Here is a 21,436-nt window from a genome sequence, read left to right on the forward strand (position 1 = left end):
CCTCGAGTAGACGAAACCGCTAGCATAGCGCCACTACCCCGTTTCCTGTTCTATCGGAACCGTGTCAGCGCGCGGGCGTGCTCCCGTTGAATCTGCGCATTATGTAAATCCAACCATACGACGTTGAACATCAGGAAAAGTGCATTAACCCATTCGCCGAAGTGCGGTTCCACAAAGGCGATTGACGACGCTATACTCCACGCCATGCTTTCTGGATCGACATTCGAAGGAAGAGCAATCGGCGGAACGCGCTCTCAATCGTCTCGTGCTGAAAGCTAACGTTAAAGTACGACGCAGGTCGATGCGCATCGCGGCGCCCCCGAAATACCGCACTGGCGCTGCTTTGCGGGTCCACGTCTCTCAGGTTCTGGCCATCATCCTCGGATGCCAGAATCTTTAGGCCGACACACTGTGTCGGCTTTTTTTTATTCGCGACGCTTTTGCAATTCCGACTCGCGCGACACTCTCGTCAATTGGCAGTCGCATCAAAAGTGCATTCGACACATACCAATTAATCACGTATTGCGATCCACGCTAGAACCGCTCGATCACACCGAATTGAACACCCGCCACCGGCGCACCCGGATAGGCGACCGGCAGCCCGGTCACGTTGACGCCGCGCAGCGTGAAGCTCGAGTCGTCGTGATTCGCGAGATACGCGGCGCTGAAGTACAGCAGCAGCGTCGGCGACATGCTGTATTCGAATGCCGCGCTGAACTGGTCGGCGCTGCCACCAGGCGTCGTGTAGTCGCGCACGTGCGCATAGCCGAGCGACGCACGCGCGTTGTTCGAAAAGCTGTACTGCGCCGATAGCGAGCCGCCCGCGCCGTGATAGACCGGCGCGCCGCCATCGCCATTGAAAAAGGACAGCCACACGCGCAACTTGCCGAAGGCGTAGTTCGCGCCGCCGAGATTCGCGCGCAGTGCACCGGCACCGTGGGTCTGCTGGCGCGCGTACAGCAGATGCAACTGGTCGAACCGATACGACGCGGTCACGTAATAGCCGTCGATACCGTTGCCGTCCTTCTCGGACGGATCGCGCATCGCCATCATCAGCGTCGCGCTAAAGCCGGCGATGCGCGGCGACAGATACGCAACCGCATTGTTCGCGTATGGGGTGATCTTCGACAGGTTGTTGAGCCCCGAAGCGATCGTGCCGGCGCCGAACGCGTCGAGATCGCCCTTGAACGGAATATAGATTGGCGAATACTGGCGTCCGAAGCGCAGTTCGCCCCAGCCGCCGCTCGCGCCGATCCATGCCTGGCGATTGAAGATCGAGCCGGGCACCTGCAGGCTGCCGTCGGTCGAGCCGAAGCCGTTTTCGAGCGTGAACACGATCGCGTTGCCGCCGCCGAGCGGCTCCGCGCCATGCAGCCCGACGCGCGAACCGCGATATGCGCCCGAGTCCATACGCGCGACCCAGCCCGACCCGGGGTCGGTGATTTCGACGCTCGTGTCGATCACGCCATACAGCGAGACGAAGCCGGCGTTGGTTCCCGAAGCGGAAGCGGCTCCGGTGCCAGTATCCATGTCGGTGACGGCGCCCGCGCCGTGCGCGTAGAGCAGCAGCGCGCCACCTAACCAGGCCGCTGTCACGCCGACGCTGATCGTCAAGGCTTCGCGGACTGGGTTCTGCAGGCAAGCCATGACGTGACGCAGGACGAGGTCCTCCTCAAATACATCGATCGGATATTCCGCGAGCGAACTTACCACGTTTGGACGAGACCATGCGGGCCGTCCAGTACGCTGGCGCACACCCGAACGATGGATGTGCGCGCGGGCAGCGTCGGTCGCAGCGTGTTTTTTCGCGCGACGAATGGTTTCGAGTAGGTGAAAACCCGTATAATCCTCAAGACGTCAGACAACTTGCGTACAATCGCCGGGTGCCTGACCGTCCGCCGCGCAGCGTCCACCCCGAACCGCCTTCTGCCCGATCCGTGAATTCCACTGCCCCCCGCCGCCAGTTCCGCCGCAGTTCCCGCGGCCCCCGCCCTGCCGTTTCGCCACGCGCTTTACGCGATGCTCGGCATCGGCCTTGTCAATATGCTGGTCGCGCTGGACCAGACCGTTGTCAGCACCGCGTTGCCGTCGATCGTCGCCGAGCTGCACGGCTTCGAATATTTCGCGTGGATCGCGAGCGCGTACCTGCTCGCGTCGGTCGTCACGGTGCCGGTGTTCGGGCGGCTCGGCGACTACTTCGGCCGCAAGCGCTTCGTGATCGCCGCGGTGATCACGTTCACGGTCGCGTCGGTGTTGTGCGGCCTGGCCAATAGCATGCTGTTTCTCGCGATCGCGCGCGGACTGCAAGGCGTCGGCGGCGGCATGATGGTCGGCACCGCGTTCGCATCGATTCCCGATCTGTTCCCCGACCCGCGCACCCGCGTGCGCTGGCAGGTCGTGCTGGCCGCGACCTACGGCATCGGCACGGCGACGGGTCCGTCGCTCGGCGGTTGGATGAGCGAGCACCTCGGCTGGCGCTCGACGTTTCTCATCAATCTGCCGGTCGGCGCGGCCGCGCTCTATTTCGTCTGGATGCATCTGCCGAACTTCCGACGGCCGCAGGAGGGCGAAGTCAAGATCGACTGGCTCGGCGCTGGGCTCGTCGCGTGCGTGCTCGGCGGTTTGCAGGCGTTCATCGAAGCAGTGCCGAAGAGTGGCCTCACGCTGGGCAATCTCGTGCTCGGCGCGTGCGTGATCATCGGTGCTGTCGCGCTCTTCAAGTGCGAAAAGCGCGCCACGCATCCGATCATTCCGCTCGATCTGTTCAAGGACGCGCAGCTCGTCACGCTATTCACGCTCGGCATGCTGTCCGGCTTCGTGATGTTCTCGCTGATCTTCTTCGCGCCTTTGCTGCTGCAAGGCGGCTTCGGTCTGTCGCCGCAGCAGGCCGGCTTGCTCGCGACGCCGATCGCCGCGTGCATCGCGCTCGGCAGTCTGCTGAACACGCGCATCGTGATTCACATGAAGAAGCCCACGCGCATTCTGACGATCGGTTTCGGGCTGCTGATGTTTGCGTCGATCGCGCTCGCGTTCGCGAATCCGGACACGCCGCGCTTGCGCATCGTGCTGCCGATGGGCGCGGTCGGCATCGGCCTCGGCTTCATCCTGAACAATCTGAACGTGTTCGGCCAGGAGATCGCCGGACGTGAGCGCTTCGGCATCACCACCGCACTGCTGCAATCGACCCGCATGGTCGGCGGCATGCTCGGCACCAGCATTGTCGCGACGGTCGTGCAGCATCACTATCGCGACGTCGTCACGCGCACGATGAGCGTGCTCGGCGAGCCGGCCTCATCGCAATGGCGGCCGCGTTTCGTCGATCTGCGCATCCTGATCGACGATGCATCGCGCACGCAACTGATCGCGGACATGAAGTCGTCGGGACTCGACACGCTCGCGCTGATCGATAGCGCGCGCGATGCCCTCGTGCAGTCGATTCATATGGGCGTGTGGCTGACGGCGGTGGCATCGCTCGCGGCCGCGCTGCTGGTGCAACGGATTTCGCACGTGGTGTTTCGCAAGAGCTGAGTGCGCGAATAAGACAAAGAGACCCGACGCCGTCACATCACGGCTCTCAATCGCATCCCAAGGATGACGAACGTGATTTGGCCGCTTACTGAATGGTGGCTTTCGCTCTAAGATCCTTCACCATCCTGTCGACGAGTTCCGCTTGTGCCTGCTGGTACAGCATCGGCTTCATGTCTTCGAACGACGGAACCTGCAAGGGGCGAGTGTCATCGACTTCGATCACATGAAAACCGTATCCGGTCTTGATCGGCGTGCGCGTGTATTCGCCCTTGTGCAAATGCGAAACCGCGTCAGCAAACGGTTTGACCATTTTGCTGGAAGTTGTCCAGCCCAGATCTCCGCCGTTATATCGAGTGTCGGCATCGATCGATTCCTTTGCGAGGTCGCCGAATGACGCACCCTTGTTCAGCTTCGCGATGATGTCTTTTGCCTGGCCTTCATCCTTGACGAGGATATGGCGGACTTTATATTGCGTGCTTCCGCCTTTTGCTTTCATGTCGTTGTACATCGCCTTCAATTGATCGTCACTGACAGGATTCTTTTTCAGAAAGTCCTGCATGTACGCTCTGACGATCTCGATCTCCCACGTCGCCTGCGCCTGCGCGAGAATCTTTTGCCGCGCGGCCTCGGCGCGTGCCGCGACTTTCGGGTCGCGGTCGAAGCCACTTTTCTGCGCCTGCTGGAACAGTACTTCGCGCCGGATCAGTTCGTCCCGGACATGGTCCGTCAATTGTGGGGAATCGGAAAATCCTTGCGCATGCGCCTGTCCGATGTACAAATCGGCATCGGCCTGAGAAACCGGTTTGCCATTGACCGTGACGAAGGGCTTTTCTGTCGCACCCGTCGCCAATGAGAGCGTTGCACCGAGCACAAGTGCCAACATCCGTCGTGATAGTACTTTCATTAAGCGGACCATTTTCGTTGGTGTGTGTAACGCCAAGTCCGATCAGGCATCGAAGCTGATCAGACCCGGCGCTTTACTCGACTTTATTTAGTAATAGTTCCCGCAAGAGTCAGGCTGCGCGACGAGTTCCCGATATACACCGAGTAGGAACCCGTCGGGGTCGTCCACTGCTGCGCATCTTTACTCCAGGTGCTGAGCGGATGATTCGGCGCGGCGGGATCGATCGAGATCGACACGGTCTGCGTTCCGCCTGCATTCAGACTCACCTTCTGGAATCCCACCAGACGCTTGGGCGGCTCTCCCGCCGACGTCGGCAGCGCAACGTACACCTGCGGAACTTCGGCGCCCGCGACGGAACCCGTGTTCTTCACGACCGCGCTAACCGTGTACGTGCCGTTTGCTCCGGTGCTGACGGTCGGATTGGTAATCGTGAAGCTCGTGTACGAAAGACCATAACCGAACGGGAATGCCGGCGTCTTGCCCATTGCGTCGTACCAGCGGTAGCCGACATTGAGCGCTTCGGAGTAGGTGACCGTCGCGCTTCCGTTGATCGACACGCCCGGGTACTGGTAAGGCGTAATCGAGTCCATGAAGCCCTGGCCGACCTGCGGGAACGTCACAGGTAGCTTGCCGGACGGATTCGCGACACCCCACAGCAGATCCGCCACGATGTGCCCGTCTTCCTGGCCGGGGAACCACGTCTCGAGAATCGCGCTCGCGGCGGATGTCCCGCCGGTGAGGATCGACGGATCGAGCGCTTCGGCGGCACTGTCCTTCAGAACGAGCACGGTGTTGCTGTTCGCCGCGACGATGGTCTGCAGCAGCGCGAGCGTGTTGCTGTTCCTGGCGGTACTCGAGGTGGTGATCGAGCTCGACTTCGGCGAATACCAGTCGAGCGTATTCAGGTACTTGCCTGTGTCGAGCGTCAGGCCCGTCGAGTCGGTAAAGGTCGCCTGGTCGGCACCTTCCTCCGACATGGAGCCGGCCATGAAGATCACAGCGTCGGCGCCGGTCGCCGCTGACGTGACATCGGAGATGGTGGCGGCCGCGCCGTCGATCGTGCCAGTCGAATTGTTGTCGTCGACGAGCGCCAGATGAACCTGAGCACCGGCATTGCCGAGGTTCGCTAGCGTGTCCTTGATGCCCTGCACCGGCGTCACGGTGTACAAGGCGACGACGTCGGAGCTGCCGCCGCCCGAACCCATCGGGTGGCCGACCGAGCTGCCGCCGGCAACAGCTTGCTGCGCATAGACCTGTGTCGTCTTGCCGACCACAAGGACATTTCGAACCGTCTTTTTCAGCGGCAAAGTCCCGTTGTTTTGCAGCAGCACGGCCGACTGTTCGCCAATCTGCTTCGCGACCGTACCGTCGGCCGTCGCGTTGATCGCGGTCTGAGGAATGGGCCGATCGAAGATGCCCGCGCGAAACATCTGCGTGTATCGGCGCAGCAGAGCATTGTCGATATCCGAGGTCTGAATCTGACCCGAAGCCAAAGCCGCATTCAAGTTTGCCGGCGACCAGTTCTGCGGCAGCGGCATTTCGTTGTCCATGCCTGCCAGAAGGGTCGGCGCGGTACTGTGCGCCGCAAAGAAGTCCGACTGCACGTAGCCCTTGAAGCCCCATTGTCCGCGCAGCACATCGGACAGGATGTGCTTCTGCTCGCACATCGAAAAGCCGTTCACCGAGTTGTACGAACACATGACGGCGCCGACGTTGCCTGCCTTCACCGCCATTTCAAACGGCAGCATATAGAGTTCGTGCAACGTCTGGTCGTCGATGCTCTCCTGAATCGTCATGCGATTCGTTTCCTGCTCATTCGCCACGAGGTGCTTCGCCATCGCGATCATGCCGTGCGCTTGCACGGCCTGGATTTCGGCGACACCCATCGTGCCGGTGAGATAGGGGTCCTCGCCCATGTACTCGAAGTTGCGTCCGCCCACCGGCAATCTTGCCAGGTTCATACCCGGCGCTTCGAACACGTGCAGAGCCAGATTGCCTCCTTCGACGCCAACCACGTTGCCAAACTGGGTTGCTACGGAAGGATCGAACGAAGCCGCCATCGCGATGGCTGAAGGCAGAGCGGTCGCCTTGGCGGAGCTGGAATCCGTATAGGCGGCAAAGCCCGATACGGACGGAGAAACGCAGTCGTTCTGGCCGATACCCACGGGCCCATTGGTGATACGCAATGTCGGAATAGCGTACTTCGTCAGGCCGAGAATGTGCCGCGCACCGTAGCACTGCGGCAATTCAGGCAGGATGCCGGGATTCGAACCGGCCAATTGCTCTTCCTTATCGGCAAGCGCCATGGCGGGGACAAGCAGTGCCGCGCGTGCTTCGGGAGACAGTGACGTATTCATCCATGGCATGGTGGATGTCTGCGTCGGGGCTGGCGTTGAAGCCGCCGTTGTGTTCGGACTATCACTGCCACCGCACGCCGCCAGAATGAATACGAAACTTGCGGCAGCGGCTGTTCTCCTCTGAGTGAATTTCACAGACATGTCTTTCCTCAATTGTTATATGCACAAATGCGAGACGCGCATCGGTCGTTTTAATGTGAAGGACTGCGATTCGATTTATTGCCAGTTTTCCGCTTGCTGCTGCTCCAAGGCCCGAATCTAAAAAGACATGCAGACCTGGCTGGAAACCTCTCGTTCCCGACGTTCACCTCAACATGGACACGTTCCGCTTTCCAGTGAAGCCATCGTAATGATTTAATCGTCATCAGACGACTGGGGTTTACGTGATAGCAATAAAAACAATGACTTAATAGATATGCACGGACGTCAGACGATTAGTGTGTGCGGCGAGCGAGGATCTCGACGGCCTGAAAACAAAAAGCCTGGCGGACCGCACCTTTTGTGCAGCCCGCCAGGCTGTCGATTGAATTAAATCCTCTTTAACGCACGAGACACGGACGCTTGTTATCGAACTTCCAGTTCGGAATCAGATATTGCATGGCAACGCCGTCGTCGCGCGCGCCGAGGCCGTGCTGCTGATACAGCGCGTGCGCCTTGTCGAGTTCGTCCATATCGAGCTCGATGCCGAGGCCCGGCTTCTGCGGCACCTTGACCTTGCCGCCGACGATCTGCAACGGATCGCGCGTCAGGAACTGACCGTCCTGCCAGATCCAGTGCGTATCGATCGCGGTGATCTTGCCCGGCGCCGCGGCCGCGACGTGCGTGAACATCGCGAGCGAAATGTCGAAGTGGTTGTTCGAATGCGAACCCCACGTGAGGCCCCAGTCGTTGCACATCTGCGCGACGCGCACCGAGCCCTGCATGGTCCAGAAATGCGGATCGGCGAGCGGAATGTCCACCGATTGCAGCTGGATGGCGTGCCCCATCTGACGCCAGTCGGTCGCGATCATGTTGGTCGCCGTCGGCAGGCCGGTCGCGCGGCGGAACTCGGCCATCACTTCGCGGCCCGAATAGCCGTTCTCCGCGCCGCACGGATCTTCCGCGTAGGCGAGCACGTCGTGCTTGTCACGGCACAGGCGCACCGCTTCGGCGAGCGACCACGCGCCGTTCGGGTCGAGCGTCACGCGCGCTTCGGGGAAGCGCTCGGCCAGCGCCGTGACCGCCTCGATCTCGGCGTCACCCGGCAGCACGCCGCCCTTCAGCTTGAAGTCGTTGAAGCCGTAGCGCGCCTTCGCGGCTTCGGCGAGACGCACGACCGTTTCCGGCGTCAGCGCTTGTTCGGTGCGCACGCGCTCCCAGTCGTCACGCGCGCCGGCGTTGTTCGCGTACGGCAGATCGGTCTTGTTGCGATCGCCGATATAGAACAGGTAGCCGAGCATTTCCACCTCGTCCCGCTGCTGGCCTTCGCCGAGCAGCGCCGCGACCGGTACGCCGAGATGCTGGCCGAGCAGGTCCAGTAGCGCGGCTTCGAGCGCGGTCACCGCGTGAATCGTCGTGCGCAGGTCGAAGGTCTGCAGACCGCGACCGCCTGCGTCGCGATCGGCGAACTGCGTGCGCACCTTGTTGAGGATCGCCTGCAGATTGCCGATCGACTGACCGACCACGAACGGCCGCGCGTCGTCGATCGTCTTGCGGATGTTCTCGCCGCCCGGCACTTCGCCGACACCGGTATGGCCCGCGCTGTCGCGCAGGATCACGACGTTGCGCGTAAAGAACGGACCATGTGCGCCGCTCAGATTCATCAGCATGCTGTCGCGGCCAGCGACGGGCACGACGCGCAGCTCGGTGACGACCGGCGTGGCGTTCGATTCGGTAGGTTTGGTGGACATGGGAAAAGCACCTGTGTGATGAAGTAAGCCGGCCGGCGGAAGCCGCCGCGCGCTGCGTGCGCGTTCGGCCAGACCGGATGAAAACTCGAATACAGAAGAACTGACGGCCGCATACGAGCCGTCAGTGTAGTCAATGCGCGTTGCCGCGCAACGACTCGGGCGCCGGCTCGCGATTGCCGGGCTTGTTGCGCGTCAGGAAGCCGGCCGCGGCCGCGAGCAGCGACGCGACGCCGAGGCCGTACAAGCCGCCCGTGATCGACCCCGTGTGCTGCTGCAGATAGCCGAAGGTAGCGGGCGCGAAGAAGCCGCCGAGGTTGCCGAGCGAGTTGATCAGCGCGAGCACGCCGGCGGCGACGCGCGCATCGAGGTAGCCCTGCGGAATCGGCCAGAACAGCGACGACGCCGCCTTGAAGCCGATCGCCGAGAAGCAGATCGCGACGAACGAGAACACCGGGTTGCCCGATGTCGACGCGAACAGGCCGATCGCCGCGATGACGAGCGCGACCGCGAGCCAGCCCTGCTGATGACGCCATTTCGCCGATACGACCGCGAAACCATACATCGCGACCATCGCGATCAACCATGGAATCGCGTTGAACATGCCGACCTCGAAATCGGACAGGCCGCCCATCTTGCGGATGATCGTGGGCAGCCAGAAAGTGGCCGCGTAGATCGTCAGCTGGATCGCGAAGTACAGGAAGCAGAACAGCGCGATCTGCGGGTCCTTCAGCAGCTTCATCGTCGGCAGATGCGCGCCGCCCTGCGCTTCGCGCTCGGCCTGTTCGGCCGCGATCGAGTGTTCGAGCACGCGCTGTTCTTCGCCGGTGAGCCAGTGCGCGTCGCGGATGTGCGACTTCAGCAGCAACCAGCTGACGATGCACAGCACGATCGAGAACCCGCCTTCGATCAGGAACATCCACTGCCAGCCTTGCAGGCCGAGGCCGCGAATGGACAGCAGCGAGCCGGTGATCGGGCCGGACAGCACCGACGCGAGCGCCGAGCCGGACAGAAAGATCGCCATCGCCTTGCCGCGTTCTTTTTGCGGCAGCCACTGCGTGAAGTAAAAGACGACGCCGGGAAAGAAGCCCGCCTCGGCGACGCCGAGCAGGAACCGCAGCACGTAAAACGACGTATCGTTCCACACGAACGCCATCGCGCCCGCCACCAGCCCCCACGTGCCCATGATGCGCGTGAGCCACGCGCGCGCGCCGAACTTCTGCATCAGCACGTTCGACGGCACTTCGAACAGCGCGTAGCCGATGAAGAACAGCCCGCTGCCGAGACCGTAGGCTGCCGCGCCGATGCCGAGATCGGTCTTCATGTGCGCGTTGACGAAGCCGATGTTCACGCGGTCGATATAGTTCGCGATGAACATGATCAGGAAAAGCGGCAGCACGTTGCGCTTCACTTTTGCGACCGCTGATTCGAGCGGGTCGAGCGCGGTAGTCAGAACTGATGTCAAGATTTGTCTCCCCTGTCGGCCATGTGGCCTGGTGGAACGCAGCACGACGCAACAGGTGAGTGCGAGACCCGCCGGTAGGTCTGATACGTTGTCTGACGACAGTCTACCGCGTTATTTTTCTCAAATCCAGTTGGGTGTTTACCCTGCGTGTCTCGATCAACGCCTTTGAAATAACAACGGATTCAAGGCTTCAAAGGCTATAGCCCACTTCTAGGTCTCACTAGATAAGACGTCTGATGTCTTTAATTGGCGGCTCGCTAGCAGCACTCCATGCGTTTGCGCCAATGTCCGCCTGATCTTCGCTCCATCTCGCGTCCGCACGGAAAAAATAGCCCGCGCCGATGCCGCCGAACCCGGCAGAATCGAGTACATTCCTGTGCGATACTTTGTTGGATCAGTCAACCAGCCACAAAAATGAGCAGCCTAACTGAAAAGGTGGTGGCCACCCTTTCCGATGAAATTCGCCGCGGGGCGCTGAGGCCAGGCGATCGCATCCCCACCGAAGTCGCGATGATGAAGCAGTTGTCCGTGAGCCGCTCCGTGGTCCGCGAGGCGATTTCGCGTCTGCAGGCAGCGAGAATCGTCGAGACGCGCCACGGCATCGGCACGTTCGTGCTCACGCCCGCCGCGGAAAAGCCGATGCAGCTTCCCGCCGCCGATCTCACCAGCATGCTCGACGTGATGGCGATCATCGAGTTCCGGATCGACGTCGAAGCGGCCGCGGCCGCGCTCGCGGCGTCGCGGCGTACCGAGCAGAACCTGAAGCAGATTCGCATCGCACTCGATCGCTTCGAGTCGGAACTCGAGCGCGGCAGCACCGACACGCTCGCACACGACATCGAGTTCCATCTGCAGATCGCACGCGCGAGCGGCAACCGCTACTTCTTCGACGTGCTGAGCCAGCTCGGGCGCTCGGTCAGCCCGCGCACGCGGCTCGGTTCGGCCGAGATCGCGGAGCTCGACCATATCGAGGTGCTGCGTAGCGTGCTCGGCGAGCACTTGACGATCTATCGCGCGATCGAGCGTCAGGACGCCGACGACGCGCGCGCCGCGATGCGCATGCATCTGAGCAACAGCCGCGAGCGTCTGCGCCGCGCGCATGATTTGACGAAGGCTGGCGTGTGATCGCATGCGGGGCTGACCGACCGCCTCGCAACACGACACGCCGCCAGCAGCATCCGCTCATTCCCCCACGTCCAGATCCATCAACGCCGAGCTCAGCGATTTGCCATGCGCATCGAGCGCGAGCGAACGCGTAACGCCGCCGCCGAGCGCATCGCCGAGCACGAAGTTGAACGCGGCAAGGCCCGGCAACTCATGACGCACCACGTCACCGCGCACCACCTCACGCAGATGCGCGTTGACGCGCTCGGGCGTCAACACATCGCGCAACCGCTCGTAATGCCGCGCGTCGTAGCAGATCACCGAGATGTTGAGCGTATTGCCCTTGTCGCCGGTGCGCGAATGAGCCAGTTCACGTAGTTTCATCTCGAGCCTCCACCAGCGAGAAAGCCGGCGTCGCATGCTCGCGCGGCAGCAGCACCGATTGCACGGCGACCACCTCGCGCGCCGCCTTCGTCACTCCGCCACCGCCCGCCGGTCCGTTCGTGTACAGCGTTTCGACCTCGTTGCCGATGCGCACCGCCTCCGCGAGCGATGCCGTGCGCCCCGCCACCCGCGCGCGCGCTTCGTACGGCTCGCCATGGCCAGCCGCCACCGTGTCACCGTGCAGTGCGTTCACGCCGATCAGATCGAAGCGCAGTTCACGCGTCTCTACACCGGTCAGCGCGAGCCGTTCGCGCACGATATCGAGAGCGAGCCGTGCCCGCGCAAGCGCGCCCGGTCCGCCGTACGAAATCTGCCCTTCGCCGATATAGCCGTCGAAATACGCAACCGACACTTTCAGCGTCGCGGTGCGCTCCGTGCCGCCACCGCCGGTGACGCGCACACGGTCCGGGGCTTCCTGCTCGACGCGCACCTGCGAGAAATCGGCCACCACGTCGGGCTGCGGATAACGACGCGGATCGTGAATCTCGTACAGCAACTGCTCCTTGCACGTCGCCTCGGTCACGAGCCCGCCACTTTGCGCGAGCTTCGTGATCACCACCGAACCGTCCCGCGCAACTTCGGCGATCGGAAAGCCGAGCCGCGCGAGATTCGGCACGTCCTTGAAGCCGGGGTCTGCGAAATAGCCGCCGGTGATCTGCCCTGCGCATTCGAGCAGATGGCCGATTACCGTCGCCTGGCCGAGCATCGGCCAGTTGTCCATGCGCCAGCCGAATTCGTGGACCAGCGGCGCGACGAACAGCGACGGATCGGCGACGCGACCGGTCAGCACGATCTGCGCGCCGGCCGCCAGCGCGTCGACGATGCCGCTCGCGCCGAGATACGCATTCGCCGATATCAACCGGTCCTCGTACGCGGCCACCGCGTCCCCCGATTCGACGAAATGGAAGTCGCCCGCACGCACGACGTCGAGCACGTCGTCGCCGGTGACGGCGGCAATCCTCAGCGCGCCGAGACCGAGCTCGCGCGCGATCTGTGCGGTCCTGCGCGCCGCCGCGCGAGGATTGGCCGCGCCCATGTTCGACACGATACGCACGCCGTTGCGCGCCGCGACGGGCAGCACCGCGCGCATGCGCGCTTCGAGCAGCGGGTCGTAGCCGAGCTCCGCGTCCTTGCTGCGCGCCTGCTGCGCGATCGCGATCGTGCGTTCGGCGAGGCATTCGAAGACGAGATAGTCGAGGTGGCCGTGTTCCGCGAGTTCGAGCGCGGGTTCGATGCGGTCGCCCGAAAAGCCCGCGCCAGCGCCGATGCGCACGATGCGTTCAGATTCAGTGGCTGTCATGGTGCTCCCGTCCGTTCAATGAAGCTCACAGTGGAAAGATCCCGAGCGCGACGCACGCGATCGTCATCACGACCGACGCGCCGAACAGCAGGGGAAACGTGAATCTTTGATGATCGGCCAGCTCGATACCGCACAGGCCGACTACGAGGAACGTCGCGGGCGTGAGCGGGCTGACCGGAAAACCGGTGGTCATTTGTCCGAGCAACGCGGCCTGCCCGACGTGCACTGCGGGCACGCCGAGCTGGCCCGCCACTTCCGCGATCACCGGCAGTACGCCGAAATAAAAGGAATCGGGATCGAACAGCATGCTGAGCGGCATCGACAGCAGGCCGAGCACGATCGGAATATGGCTCGCCATCGCCGGCGGCACGAAGCCGACCGCCGCCTGCGCCATCGCCTTCAGCATGCCGCTGCCCTGCATCACGCCGGTGAACACGCCGGCCGCGAGCAAGATGCCGGCCATCATCAGCGCGGCGCGCGCATGCGCGTCGATCCGTTTGCGCTGCATGTCGACGTTCGGATAGTTGACCATCAACGCGATGCACAGGCCCACCATGAACATAACGGCCGGCGGAATCTTCTCGCCCATCACGACCATCGTGCCCAGCACGACGAGCGTCAACACGAGGTTGAACCAGAAGTTTTGCGGGCGGCGCAGCGCCTGTTGTTCTGGCGTCAGTTCGCGTTGGGGCATCGGCACGGAACCGCTCGCGGCAGTGAGGCCGAGGCGCTTTTCCTCGCGCCGCCCGAGCCAGTACGCCATCGAGAACACGAATACGAGGCCGATCGCCTGCACCGGAATCAGCGGATTGAATAGCGCCGAGATCGGCAGATGCAGCGACGCAGACGCGCGAATCATCGGCCCTGTCCACGGGAGGAAGTTGATGCCGGCCGCCATCGATACCGCCGCGGCGAGCACGCGCCGGTCCATCTTCAGGCGATCGTAAAGCGGCAGCATCGCGGGAATCGTGACGAGGAAGCAGACGGCGCCGGAGCCGTCGAGGTGGATCAGCAGCGCGAGCAGCGTGGTGCCCATCACGATGCGCGTGGGCCGCGTGCCGACCGCGCGCAGGATCCGCTCGATGATCGGGTCGAGCATGCCGGCGTCGGTGATCGTGCCGAAGTACAGGATCGCGAATACGAACATGCAGACGACCGGCGCGAGGCTTTTCAGGCCATCGACGACGAACTTGCTGGTCTGCAGGCCGAAGCCGCCGAGCAGCGATGCCGCGAGCGGCACGATGATCAGCGCGACGAGCGGCGACATGCGTTTGGACAGGATCGCGCCGAGCAGCACGACGATGGTAGCCAGCCCCAGTAATGGCAGCATGAGCTTGTCTCCAGGTTGTTTTTTAGTGTGATCGAGCGTAAGTTCGCGACAGCAATAAAACAATTGAAATGAATTGATCGCAGCAATCACAAATCATCATGGATCTGAGTCTGCGGGACATCCGGGCGTTTATCGCGGTCGCGCAAACGGGCAGCTTCACGCGCGCGGCCGCGCGGCTGCATCTGTCGCAACCGGCGTTGACGGTGCAGATTCGCCGGCTCGAGGAAACGGTCGGCCTGCGCTTGTTCGATCGCAACAGCCGCAATGTCGCGCTGACGCCGACCGGCCGCGAGCTGCTGCCCGTGCTGCAGAAATCGCTGCACGACATGGAGCACGTGCTGCGCGATGCACGCTCGCTCGGCGAAGGCGCGAGCGGCACGGTGCGCATCGCTTGTCTGCCGACCTTCGCGGCGAGCGTCCTGCCCGAGCTGGTGCAGGCGCTGAGAAAAGCCGTGCCGCGCGTCGGCTTCGAGGTGCGCGACGTCGTCGCGAGCATGGTCAACACGCTGGTGCGCAACGAGGAAGTCGATATCGGGCTGACCGGCGGCGAGCTGAACGACAGCGGGCTCGAGGTGCTGCATGAGGGCATCGACCGGCTCGTCGCGGTGCTGCCGAAGGAGCACGCACTCGCGCGGCGGCGCCGGCCCGTCACGCTCGCCGATCTCGCCAACGAGCCGCTCGTGCTGACCGCGCAGGGCACGAGCGTGCGTGCGGTCGTCGACAGCGCGTTCGCCGACGCGCAATGTGAGCCGCGCATCGCCTGCGAGCCGACCTACATGATGAGCGCGGTCGCGATGGCGCGCGCCGGGCTCGGCATCACGATCCTGCCGGCGTCGGCACGCGAGGTACGCGCGGAGCCCGAACTGGTCGCGCGGCCGATCGACGAAGCCGCGTTCACGCGCCGCATCGCGCTGATCAGAAAGCGTGGCCGAACCTTGCCGCCGGTGAGCGAGACCTTCGTCGCGATGCTGATCGAACGGATCGACGCGTCATAGGGCCGCATGGCATCGTTTTGCCCGTCCCCCGCAGCCCCTAATTTTCACGATACGAAACGATGGCGCGCGTCGTAAAAAATCATGGTGCGCGGCACAAACCGGTCATTTCACGATGCCCGGCGGCGTTGCACATCGCAAAATGAAACAATCAACCCATTGTTTTTGCAGCAGTATTTTTAAGATAAAGATCCGTTTGACGCCCGCTTGCCAGCCGACTCCCTGACGTAGACTCCTTCACAAGAGCACGCGCTTCACGCAGTCGGATTCGAGGGGCCTCGCGAAATGGCCACCCAAATCCCAGAGATTGCGCAGAAGCCGTCACGAATCGCGGCTTTTTTATTGGTAACTGGGAGACTAAAAATGAAAGGCTTTCGCTTTGGTTCGACGCAGGGAGCGTTCTACATTCTGCCGGGTCAGGACGGCTGGGAAGCCACCTACGGCAACGAAACGCTCGGAGAATTCTCGAGCCCGCAACAGGCCGCCGACGACCTCGCGCGCGGCCTGAGCTGCGAGCATCTGTCCGAGCTCGACACGTCGACACTCGAAATTCCGGAGAAACTCGCCGATTGGGAAATCGTTCACGTATAAGGACGGATATGACCGACGGCGACGTAGCAGTGAAAGCAGAAACGACAATGGCGCCCGAAGGCGCCATTGTCGTATTTGCGGTCCTGCTTGCGGCTTTGTCCGCGGTTGCGCTGCGCGCTTACCGCGTGGCTTTCCGGGCCCGAGTAGCTGCGGCCGCGACGCTTACCGCATCAGCAGCCCGTACGGCGTCAAGCCACCGAATCGACGATCGCGTTCAGCGTCGCGCTCGGGCGCATCGCCTTGCTGGTCAGCTCGACGTTCGGACGGTAGTAGCCGCCGATATCCACCGGCTTGCCCTGCGCCGCGCCGAGTTCCGCGACGATCTTCGCCTCGTTGTCGGCCATCGCCTTCGCGACGCCCGCGAACTGCCCTTGCAGCGCCGCGTCGTCGGTTTGCGCGGCCAGTGCTTCGGCCCAGTACATCGCGAGGTAGAAGTGGCTGCCGCGATTGTCGATGCCGCCGACCTTGCGCGCCGGCGACTTGTCGTTGTCGAGGAACTTGCCGGTCGCCTGATCGAGCGTCTTCGCGAGAACCTGCGCCTTCGGGTTGTGATACGCGGTGCTCAGATGTTCGAGCGATGCGGCCAGCGCCAGGAATTCACCGAGCGAATCCCAGCGCAGGAAGCCTTCTTCGACCAGCTGCTGCACGTGCTTCGGCGCCGAACCGCCCGCGCCGGTTTCGAACATGCCGCCACCGGCCATCAGCGGAACGATCGACAGCATCTTCGCGCTGGTGCCCAGTTCCATGATCGGGAACAGGTCGGTCAGGTAGTCGCGCAGCACGTTGCCGGTGACCGAGATCGTGTCCTTGCCCGCGCGGATGCGCTCGACCGAGAACTTCGTCGCGTCGACCGGCGTCATCACGCGGATGTCGAGACCGTTGGTGTCGTGATCCTTCAGGTACTGTTCGACCTTCTTGATGATCTGCGCATCGTGCGCGCGCACCGGGTCGAGCCAGAACACGGCCGGCGTGTTGGTCGCGCGGGCGCGGTTCACCGCGAGCTTGACCCAGTCGCGGATCGGCGCGTCCTTGGTCTGGCACATACGGAAGATGTCGCCTTGCTCGACCGGCTGCTCCAGCAGCACCGCGCCGGCTTCGTCGGTCACGCGGACCACGCCGTTCGCCGGGATCTGGAACGTCTTGTCGTGTGAACCGTATTCTTCCGCGGCTTGCGCCATCAGGCCGACGTTCGGCACCGTGCCCATCGTGACCGGATCGAACGCGCCGTGCTTCTTGCAGTCTTCGATCACAGCCTGGTACACACCGGCGTAGCAACGGTCCGGAATCACCGCCTTCGCGTCGTGCAGCGCGCCGTCGGCGCCCCACATCTTGCCCGACTCGCGGATCATCGCCGGCATCGAGGCGTCGACGATCACGTCGCTCGGCACGTGCAGGCTCGTGATGCCCTTGTCCGAGTTGACCATCGCGAGCGGCGGACGCTGTTCGTACTGCGCCTTGATGTCGGCTTCGATCGCCGCTGCCGTTTCAGCCGGCAGATCCTTCAGACGCGCGTACAGGTCGCCGATACCGTTGTTCGGGTTGAAGCCGACCTTGGCGAGCGCCTCTGCGTGCTTCGCGAGCACGTCCTTGTAGAACACCGACACGACGTGACCGAAGATGATCGGGTCCGAGACCTTCATCATCGTGGCCTTCAGGTGCACCGAGAACAGCACGCCGTTCGCCTTCGCGTCGGCGATCTGCGCTTCGATGAAGCTGCGCAGCGCGTTCTTGCTCAGCACCGACGCGTCGATGATTTCGCCTGCCAGCACCGGCGTCTTCGCCTTCAGGACCGTGGTCGTGCCGTCCGCGGCGGCCAGCTCGATCTTGACGCTACCGGCTTGCGCGATCAGCGCCGACTTCTCGCTGCCGTAGAAATCGCCACCGCTCATGTGCGAGACGTGCGACTTCGAGTCCGCGCTCCACGCGCCCATCTTGTGCGGATGCTTGCGCGCATAGTTCTTGACCGACAGCGGCGCGCGGCGGTCCGAGTTGCCTTCGCGCAGCACCGGGTTCACCGCGCTGCCCTTGATCTTGTCGTAACGGGCCTTGACGTCCTTCTCCGCGTCGGTCGTCGCGACGTCCGGGTACGACGGCAGCTTGTAGCCCTGGTCGCGCAGCTCGGCGATCGCTGCCTTCAGCTGCGGCACCGACGCGCTGATGTTCGGCAGCTTGATGATGTTCGCTTCCGGGCGCGTGGTGAGTCCACCGAGCTCCGCCAGATCGTCGGAAGCCTTCTGTTCCGCGCTCAGGTAGTCGGGAAATGCGGCAATGATCCGGCCGGCGAGCGAGATGTCACGCGTTTCGACGAGCACGTCGGACGAGCGCGTGAACGCCTTGACGATCGGCAGCAGCGAGTACGTCGCCAGTGCGGGCGCTTCGTCGGTCAGGGTGTAGATGATCTTCGGCGGTGTGGACATGATTGATGCTTTGCTAGAAGTGGTAGACAGAGCGTTGGCAGTCGAGGCCAGCGCAAATCGCGGCGCGACGGCGACGGCGTCAGTTCGGCACGACGCAACCCCGCGACCTTCGTTTTGCGATACGACCGAGAGTATATGCGCGTTTTCCACTAAATGTGGGTAAACAAACAGGTCGCGAGACCCTGCCGAAAAGGGTCGAGCCCCGGCTGGCAAGGGTTTGCGGCCGATTACACGGGTCTTAAGACAGATATCTTATAGATGACTTGCGACATATTATTTTTGGCTGAATGCGAATGGATCGCATTGAGGAGCCGCAAGTCCCGCGCGCTTCAGTCGCCGCCAGCCAGTCAGGCCTGCGCTACGCGCGCCACGACGTCCCCTGCCGGCTTCGTCGACCGACGGCGCGCGGGCGTCCACAGCAGAGTGGACAGATCCGCATCCGGTGGTGCGGGAGTCGACGGTTGGACGGGGGAAGCGGGGGAAGCGGGGGAAGCGCGGACGGGGATGCTCGCACGCGAAACAGTACGAGTCGGATGCTGGCAGGGCAGTGATTGCGTCACTCGCCGCGCGCGGGTTTAAGTCGAATCGTCTTTCCCGTCATTCCAGAATCGTTTGAAGGCGGGCAAGCGCGTCCTCGACCACCTCGGCCGGAGCGCGCTCGACTTTGCGTGCGGCGCGTGCCTCCAGGCCTAGAGTGCGCACCATGTTCATCAGCGCGACCCCCGGAGTTTCTGTTCCTGAACCCGAGAGGGGATCTACATTGACTCTACACGCGGAGCCGTAAAATCGCCGGAAAATGGGCAAAAAGAAGCAACCAGCCCGCCGCCGCAACGGCGCGCCAGTCGCTCGCAATAACAACCCGCCTTACCCCTCGCGTCCCAGGAACTCAACCACCATCCGGTTGAACTTGTCCGCATGCTCCCACTGCGCCCAATGCCCGCAGCGGCCGAACACATGCAGATCGGCGTTCGGCATCCCGGCGACGAGCCGCAGGCCGACGTCCATCGGCACGAAGCGATCGTCGCGGCCCCAGATCACGAGCGTCGGCGCGGCCACTTCGCCGAGGCGCGGCCCATAGTCGTTGAACTGTTTCGGATTCGCGGCGAGGCTCGCGACGAAGTTCTCGAGGTGGTCGCGCCGTGCCAGCATATTCGCGAGACGCGCCTGCATCAGATCCTCGGTCAACGCCTTCGTTTCGAACACGAAGACGCTCATCATGCGCTGCAGGTTCTCGATGGTCGGGTTGCGGTACAGCCCCTGCAGCAGCTTGATGCCTTCGGTCGGCATCGGCACGAACTGGCTCGGGCCGCCGGTGCCGCCGCCCATCAGCACGAGCTTGCCGACGCGCTGCGGTTCAGCGAGCGCGAACGCGACCGCGCTATGCCCACCCATCGAGTTGCCGATGATATGCGCGCGCTCGATATCGAGCGCATCGAGCAACGCCTTCAGGCAGCGCGCGTTGAGTTCCGAGCGCGAACCCTTGCAGACGATCGGGTCGCTCCTGCCCCACCCGAGGCAGTCCATCAGGATCACGCGATAGCCCGCCGCGACGAGCGGCTCGACGTTGCGATTGAAGTTGGCCCAGCCGGTCGCACCCGGTCCCGAGCCGTGCAGCATCACGACCGTTTCCGCGCCCTGCCCCACGTCGTTGTAGTGCAGCTGCACCTCGCGGCCATCTTCAGTGATCCGGACGAATTTGCTGGTCGCTTCTTCACTGATCGCCACTGCTTGCGTGTTGGTATTGCTCATGTCGAATTCCTGTGTTTCACGAGTTGAGTGACTGCGGGCCGCCGCCGACGGCGAACCCGCTCCATATTTCAGGCCGCAAAACTACTGCGCGGCCACCGCGGTGTATCGAAGTGTCGAGCGATTCACGACGAGCCACGCACCGATCGCGGCAACCGCGATCAGCGGAATGCTCGCGCCGAGCAGCACGCTCGCGCCCTGACCGATCGCGAGCAGTTGCCCCGCGATCAACGGTCCGAGGATCGAGCCGAGACGGCCCACCGCCACGGCCGCGCCGACGCCGGTGCCACGCACTTCGGTCGGGTACAGGCTGCTCGCCAGCGCGTAGAGCACCGACTGGCCGCCGACCAGGAACAGCCCGGCGAGCAGACCGCCCCACGCCATCGACGCGCCGCCATGCGCGCTCAGCAACGCGCCAAGCGCAACGACGATGCCGACATACATGCCCGCGACCGTGCGGCGCCGGCCCATCCGGTCCATCATGCCGGCGATCACGATCGCGCCGATGCCGCCGCCGATGTTGAACATCATCTGCACGACACCCGACTGCACGCGCGTCAGACCGCGCGTCAACACGAGCGACGGCAGCCAGTTGATCAGGAAATACAGCACGATCAGCGTGCCGAGGTAGCTGATCCACAACGCGATCGTCGTGCCCGCACGCCCTTCCTGCCACAGCGCGCGCGTCACGCTGGCGGATGCATCGTGCCGCGCGCCCGTGGTTGCACGCGCCGCGACGAACTGCGCCGACTCGCGCATGAACAGCGCAAGCAGCGGCAGCACCAGCAACGGCCCGAACCCGCCGACGTAGAAGATATGCCGCCAGCCCTCATCGCCCGGGCTGACGATGCCGACCACCGCCGCGAGCGCCGCGCCGAACGGCATGCCGCAATACATCGCGCCGACCGCGGTGTTGCGCTGATGCGGCGGCGCCGCTTCCGAGCACAGCGCGATCAGATTCGGCATCGCCGCACCAAGACCGAGGCCGGTCAGAAAGCGCGCGGCAAGCAGGCTGTTCAGATCCCATACCTGCGCGGTCGCGAGCGAGAAGAGGCCGAACAGCGCGACTGACCACATCAGCACGCGCTTGCGCCCGAGCCGGTCGGCGAGACGTCCGCCGATAGCGGCACCGGGCAGCAGCCCAAATGCGCCGATGCTGAACGCCCAGCCCAGCTGCGCGACCGCGAGATGAAATTCGCGCGCCATGCGCGGTGCAGCGAGGCCGGTCGATTGCAGGTCGACGCCTTCGAGCAGCGCGACGATCAGGCAGAGCCCGATCGTCAGCGCGCCGCTGGCAAAAGGTTTCGTCGACTGCGCTGTTTGCGCTGTTTGCGTTGCTTGTGTTGACTGCCGCATGAATGTCTCCAATGTT

Annotated in this window: 15 protein-coding genes and 1 pseudogene; 4 read left to right on the forward strand and 12 right to left on the reverse strand. The window is 63.4% G+C overall.

Features of this window, described 5'->3' with window-relative positions; all coding sequences use genetic code 11:
- Positions 1-534 precede the first annotated feature (534 nt).
- Entirely contained in the window at positions 535-1,713 is a 1,179-nt protein-coding gene (locus G5S42_RS10915) for a porin (RefSeq protein ID WP_176106760.1), read from the reverse strand.
- Positions 1,714-2,019: 306 nt separating this feature from the next.
- Here G5S42_RS10915 and G5S42_RS10920 point away from each other — a divergent pair, with 306 nt between their 5' ends.
- Entirely contained in the window at positions 2,020-3,528 is a 1,509-nt protein-coding gene (locus G5S42_RS10920) for an MFS transporter (RefSeq protein WP_176106761.1), read from the forward strand.
- 85 nt (positions 3,529-3,613) lie between these two features.
- Here G5S42_RS10920 and G5S42_RS10925 read toward each other — a convergent pair whose 3' ends face one another.
- The 4 genes from G5S42_RS10925 to G5S42_RS10940 form a co-directional block, all read right to left on the reverse strand.
- Positions 3,614-4,411, reverse strand: coding sequence for a peptidylprolyl isomerase (locus tag G5S42_RS10925; RefSeq protein WP_176110472.1), 798 nt, complete (start codon positions 4,409-4,411; stop codon positions 3,614-3,616).
- 104 nt (positions 4,412-4,515) lie between these two features.
- Positions 4,516-6,789: a beta-glucosidase family protein gene (locus G5S42_RS10930; RefSeq protein WP_246391940.1), complete on the reverse strand. Its 2,274-nt coding sequence runs from the start codon at positions 6,787-6,789 to the stop codon at positions 4,516-4,518.
- A 539-nt stretch (positions 6,790-7,328) separates the two neighbouring features.
- Positions 7,329-8,678 (reverse strand): glucarate dehydratase, encoded by a 1,350-nt coding sequence (gene gudD, locus G5S42_RS10935; protein WP_176106763.1) that lies wholly within the window; start codon positions 8,676-8,678, stop codon positions 7,329-7,331.
- Between the two features lie 130 nt (positions 8,679-8,808).
- Complete coding sequence (locus G5S42_RS10940) at positions 8,809-10,140, reverse strand: MFS transporter (RefSeq protein WP_176106764.1); 1,332 nt, start codon at positions 10,138-10,140, stop codon at positions 8,809-8,811.
- A gap of 414 nt (positions 10,141-10,554) precedes the next feature.
- Between G5S42_RS10940 and G5S42_RS10945 the strand changes: the two genes are divergently transcribed.
- The gene (locus tag G5S42_RS10945; protein ID WP_176106765.1) at positions 10,555-11,265 is read left to right on the forward strand and encodes a FadR/GntR family transcriptional regulator; all 711 of its coding nucleotides are present in this window, start codon (positions 10,555-10,557) and stop codon (positions 11,263-11,265) included.
- Positions 11,266-11,322: 57 nt separating this feature from the next.
- Here the strand turns inward: G5S42_RS10945 and G5S42_RS10950 are convergent, their stop codons facing one another.
- The 3 genes from G5S42_RS10950 to G5S42_RS10960 are packed head-to-tail and all read right to left on the reverse strand — an operon-like array spanning position 11,323 to position 14,318.
- A complete protein-coding gene (locus G5S42_RS10950; RefSeq protein ID WP_176106766.1) occupies positions 11,323-11,628 on the reverse strand; it encodes an AtuA-related protein in 306 nt (101 codons plus the stop codon).
- The gene (locus G5S42_RS10955) at positions 11,615-12,988 is read right to left on the reverse strand and encodes an acyclic terpene utilization AtuA family protein (RefSeq protein WP_176106767.1); all 1,374 of its coding nucleotides are present in this window, start codon (positions 12,986-12,988) and stop codon (positions 11,615-11,617) included. The genes G5S42_RS10950 and G5S42_RS10955 overlap by 14 nt, the downstream gene beginning before the upstream one ends.
- Positions 12,989-13,013: 25 nt before the next feature.
- The gene (locus G5S42_RS10960) at positions 13,014-14,318 is read right to left on the reverse strand and encodes a CitMHS family transporter (protein WP_176106768.1); all 1,305 of its coding nucleotides are present in this window, start codon (positions 14,316-14,318) and stop codon (positions 13,014-13,016) included.
- A gap of 98 nt (positions 14,319-14,416) precedes the next feature.
- On the opposite strand from G5S42_RS10960, the gene G5S42_RS10965 reads away from it, so the two are divergent.
- Both G5S42_RS10965 and G5S42_RS10970 read left to right on the forward strand, forming a co-directional pair.
- The gene (locus tag G5S42_RS10965) at positions 14,417-15,313 is read left to right on the forward strand and encodes a LysR family transcriptional regulator (protein ID WP_176106769.1); all 897 of its coding nucleotides are present in this window, start codon (positions 14,417-14,419) and stop codon (positions 15,311-15,313) included.
- 360 nt (positions 15,314-15,673) lie between these two features.
- Positions 15,674-15,901, forward strand: a complete 228-nt coding sequence (locus G5S42_RS10970) for a hypothetical protein (protein ID WP_013092475.1) — start codon at positions 15,674-15,676, stop codon at positions 15,899-15,901.
- A 188-nt stretch (positions 15,902-16,089) separates the two neighbouring features.
- Here the strand turns inward: G5S42_RS10970 and G5S42_RS10975 are convergent, their stop codons facing one another.
- The 4 genes and pseudogenes from G5S42_RS10975 to mhpT form a co-directional block, all read right to left on the reverse strand.
- On the reverse strand, positions 16,090-18,318 hold the full coding sequence (locus G5S42_RS10975) for an NADP-dependent isocitrate dehydrogenase (protein ID WP_176106770.1): 2,229 nt from the start codon (positions 18,316-18,318) through the stop codon (positions 16,090-16,092).
- Positions 18,319-18,915: 597 nt separating this feature from the next.
- A pseudogene (locus G5S42_RS44250) lies at positions 18,916-19,071 on the reverse strand (putative type II toxin-antitoxin system PemK/MazF family toxin); the annotation flags it as partial.
- Positions 19,072-19,182: 111 nt separating this feature from the next.
- Positions 19,183-20,067, reverse strand: a complete 885-nt coding sequence (locus tag G5S42_RS10980; RefSeq protein WP_176106771.1) for an alpha/beta fold hydrolase — start codon at positions 20,065-20,067, stop codon at positions 19,183-19,185.
- Between the two features lie 81 nt (positions 20,068-20,148).
- A complete protein-coding gene (mhpT, locus tag G5S42_RS10985; RefSeq protein WP_176106772.1) occupies positions 20,149-21,420 on the reverse strand; it encodes a 3-(3-hydroxy-phenyl)propionate transporter MhpT in 1,272 nt (423 codons plus the stop codon).
- Positions 21,421-21,436 lie beyond the last annotated feature (16 nt).

It is taken from the genome of Paraburkholderia youngii, from assembly GCF_013366925.1.
GTDB lineage: Bacteria > Pseudomonadota > Gammaproteobacteria > Burkholderiales > Burkholderiaceae > Paraburkholderia > Paraburkholderia youngii.

Coding starts and splice junctions, on each gene's coding strand:
- G5S42_RS10965 (WP_176106769.1), top strand. CDS start 14,417: ATGGATCTGAGTCTGCGGGACATCCGGGCGTTTATCGCGGTCGCGCAA.
- G5S42_RS10970 (WP_013092475.1), top strand. CDS start 15,674: ATGAAAGGCTTTCGCTTTGGTTCGACGCAGGGAGCGTTCTACATTCTG.
- gudD (WP_176106763.1), bottom strand. CDS start 8,678: ATGTCCACCAAACCTACCGAATCGAACGCCACGCCGGTCGTCACCGAG.
- G5S42_RS10930 (WP_246391940.1), bottom strand. CDS start 6,789: ATGAATACGTCACTGTCTCCCGAAGCACGCGCGGCACTGCTTGTCCCC.
- G5S42_RS10980 (WP_176106771.1), bottom strand. CDS start 20,067: ATGAGCAATACCAACACGCAAGCAGTGGCGATCAGTGAAGAAGCGACC.
- G5S42_RS10975 (WP_176106770.1), bottom strand. CDS start 18,318: ATGTCCACACCGCCGAAGATCATCTACACCCTGACCGACGAAGCGCCC.
- G5S42_RS10955 (WP_176106767.1), bottom strand. CDS start 12,988: ATGACAGCCACTGAATCTGAACGCATCGTGCGCATCGGCGCTGGCGCG.
- mhpT (WP_176106772.1), bottom strand. CDS start 21,420: ATGCGGCAGTCAACACAAGCAACGCAAACAGCGCAAACAGCGCAGTCG.
- G5S42_RS10950 (WP_176106766.1), bottom strand. CDS start 11,628: ATGAAACTACGTGAACTGGCTCATTCGCGCACCGGCGACAAGGGCAAT.
- G5S42_RS10920 (WP_176106761.1), top strand. CDS start 2,020: ATGCTCGGCATCGGCCTTGTCAATATGCTGGTCGCGCTGGACCAGACC.
- G5S42_RS10925 (WP_176110472.1), bottom strand. CDS start 4,411: ATGTTGGCACTTGTGCTCGGTGCAACGCTCTCATTGGCGACGGGTGCG.
- G5S42_RS10960 (WP_176106768.1), bottom strand. CDS start 14,318: ATGCTGCCATTACTGGGGCTGGCTACCATCGTCGTGCTGCTCGGCGCG.
- G5S42_RS10945 (WP_176106765.1), top strand. CDS start 10,555: ATGAGCAGCCTAACTGAAAAGGTGGTGGCCACCCTTTCCGATGAAATT.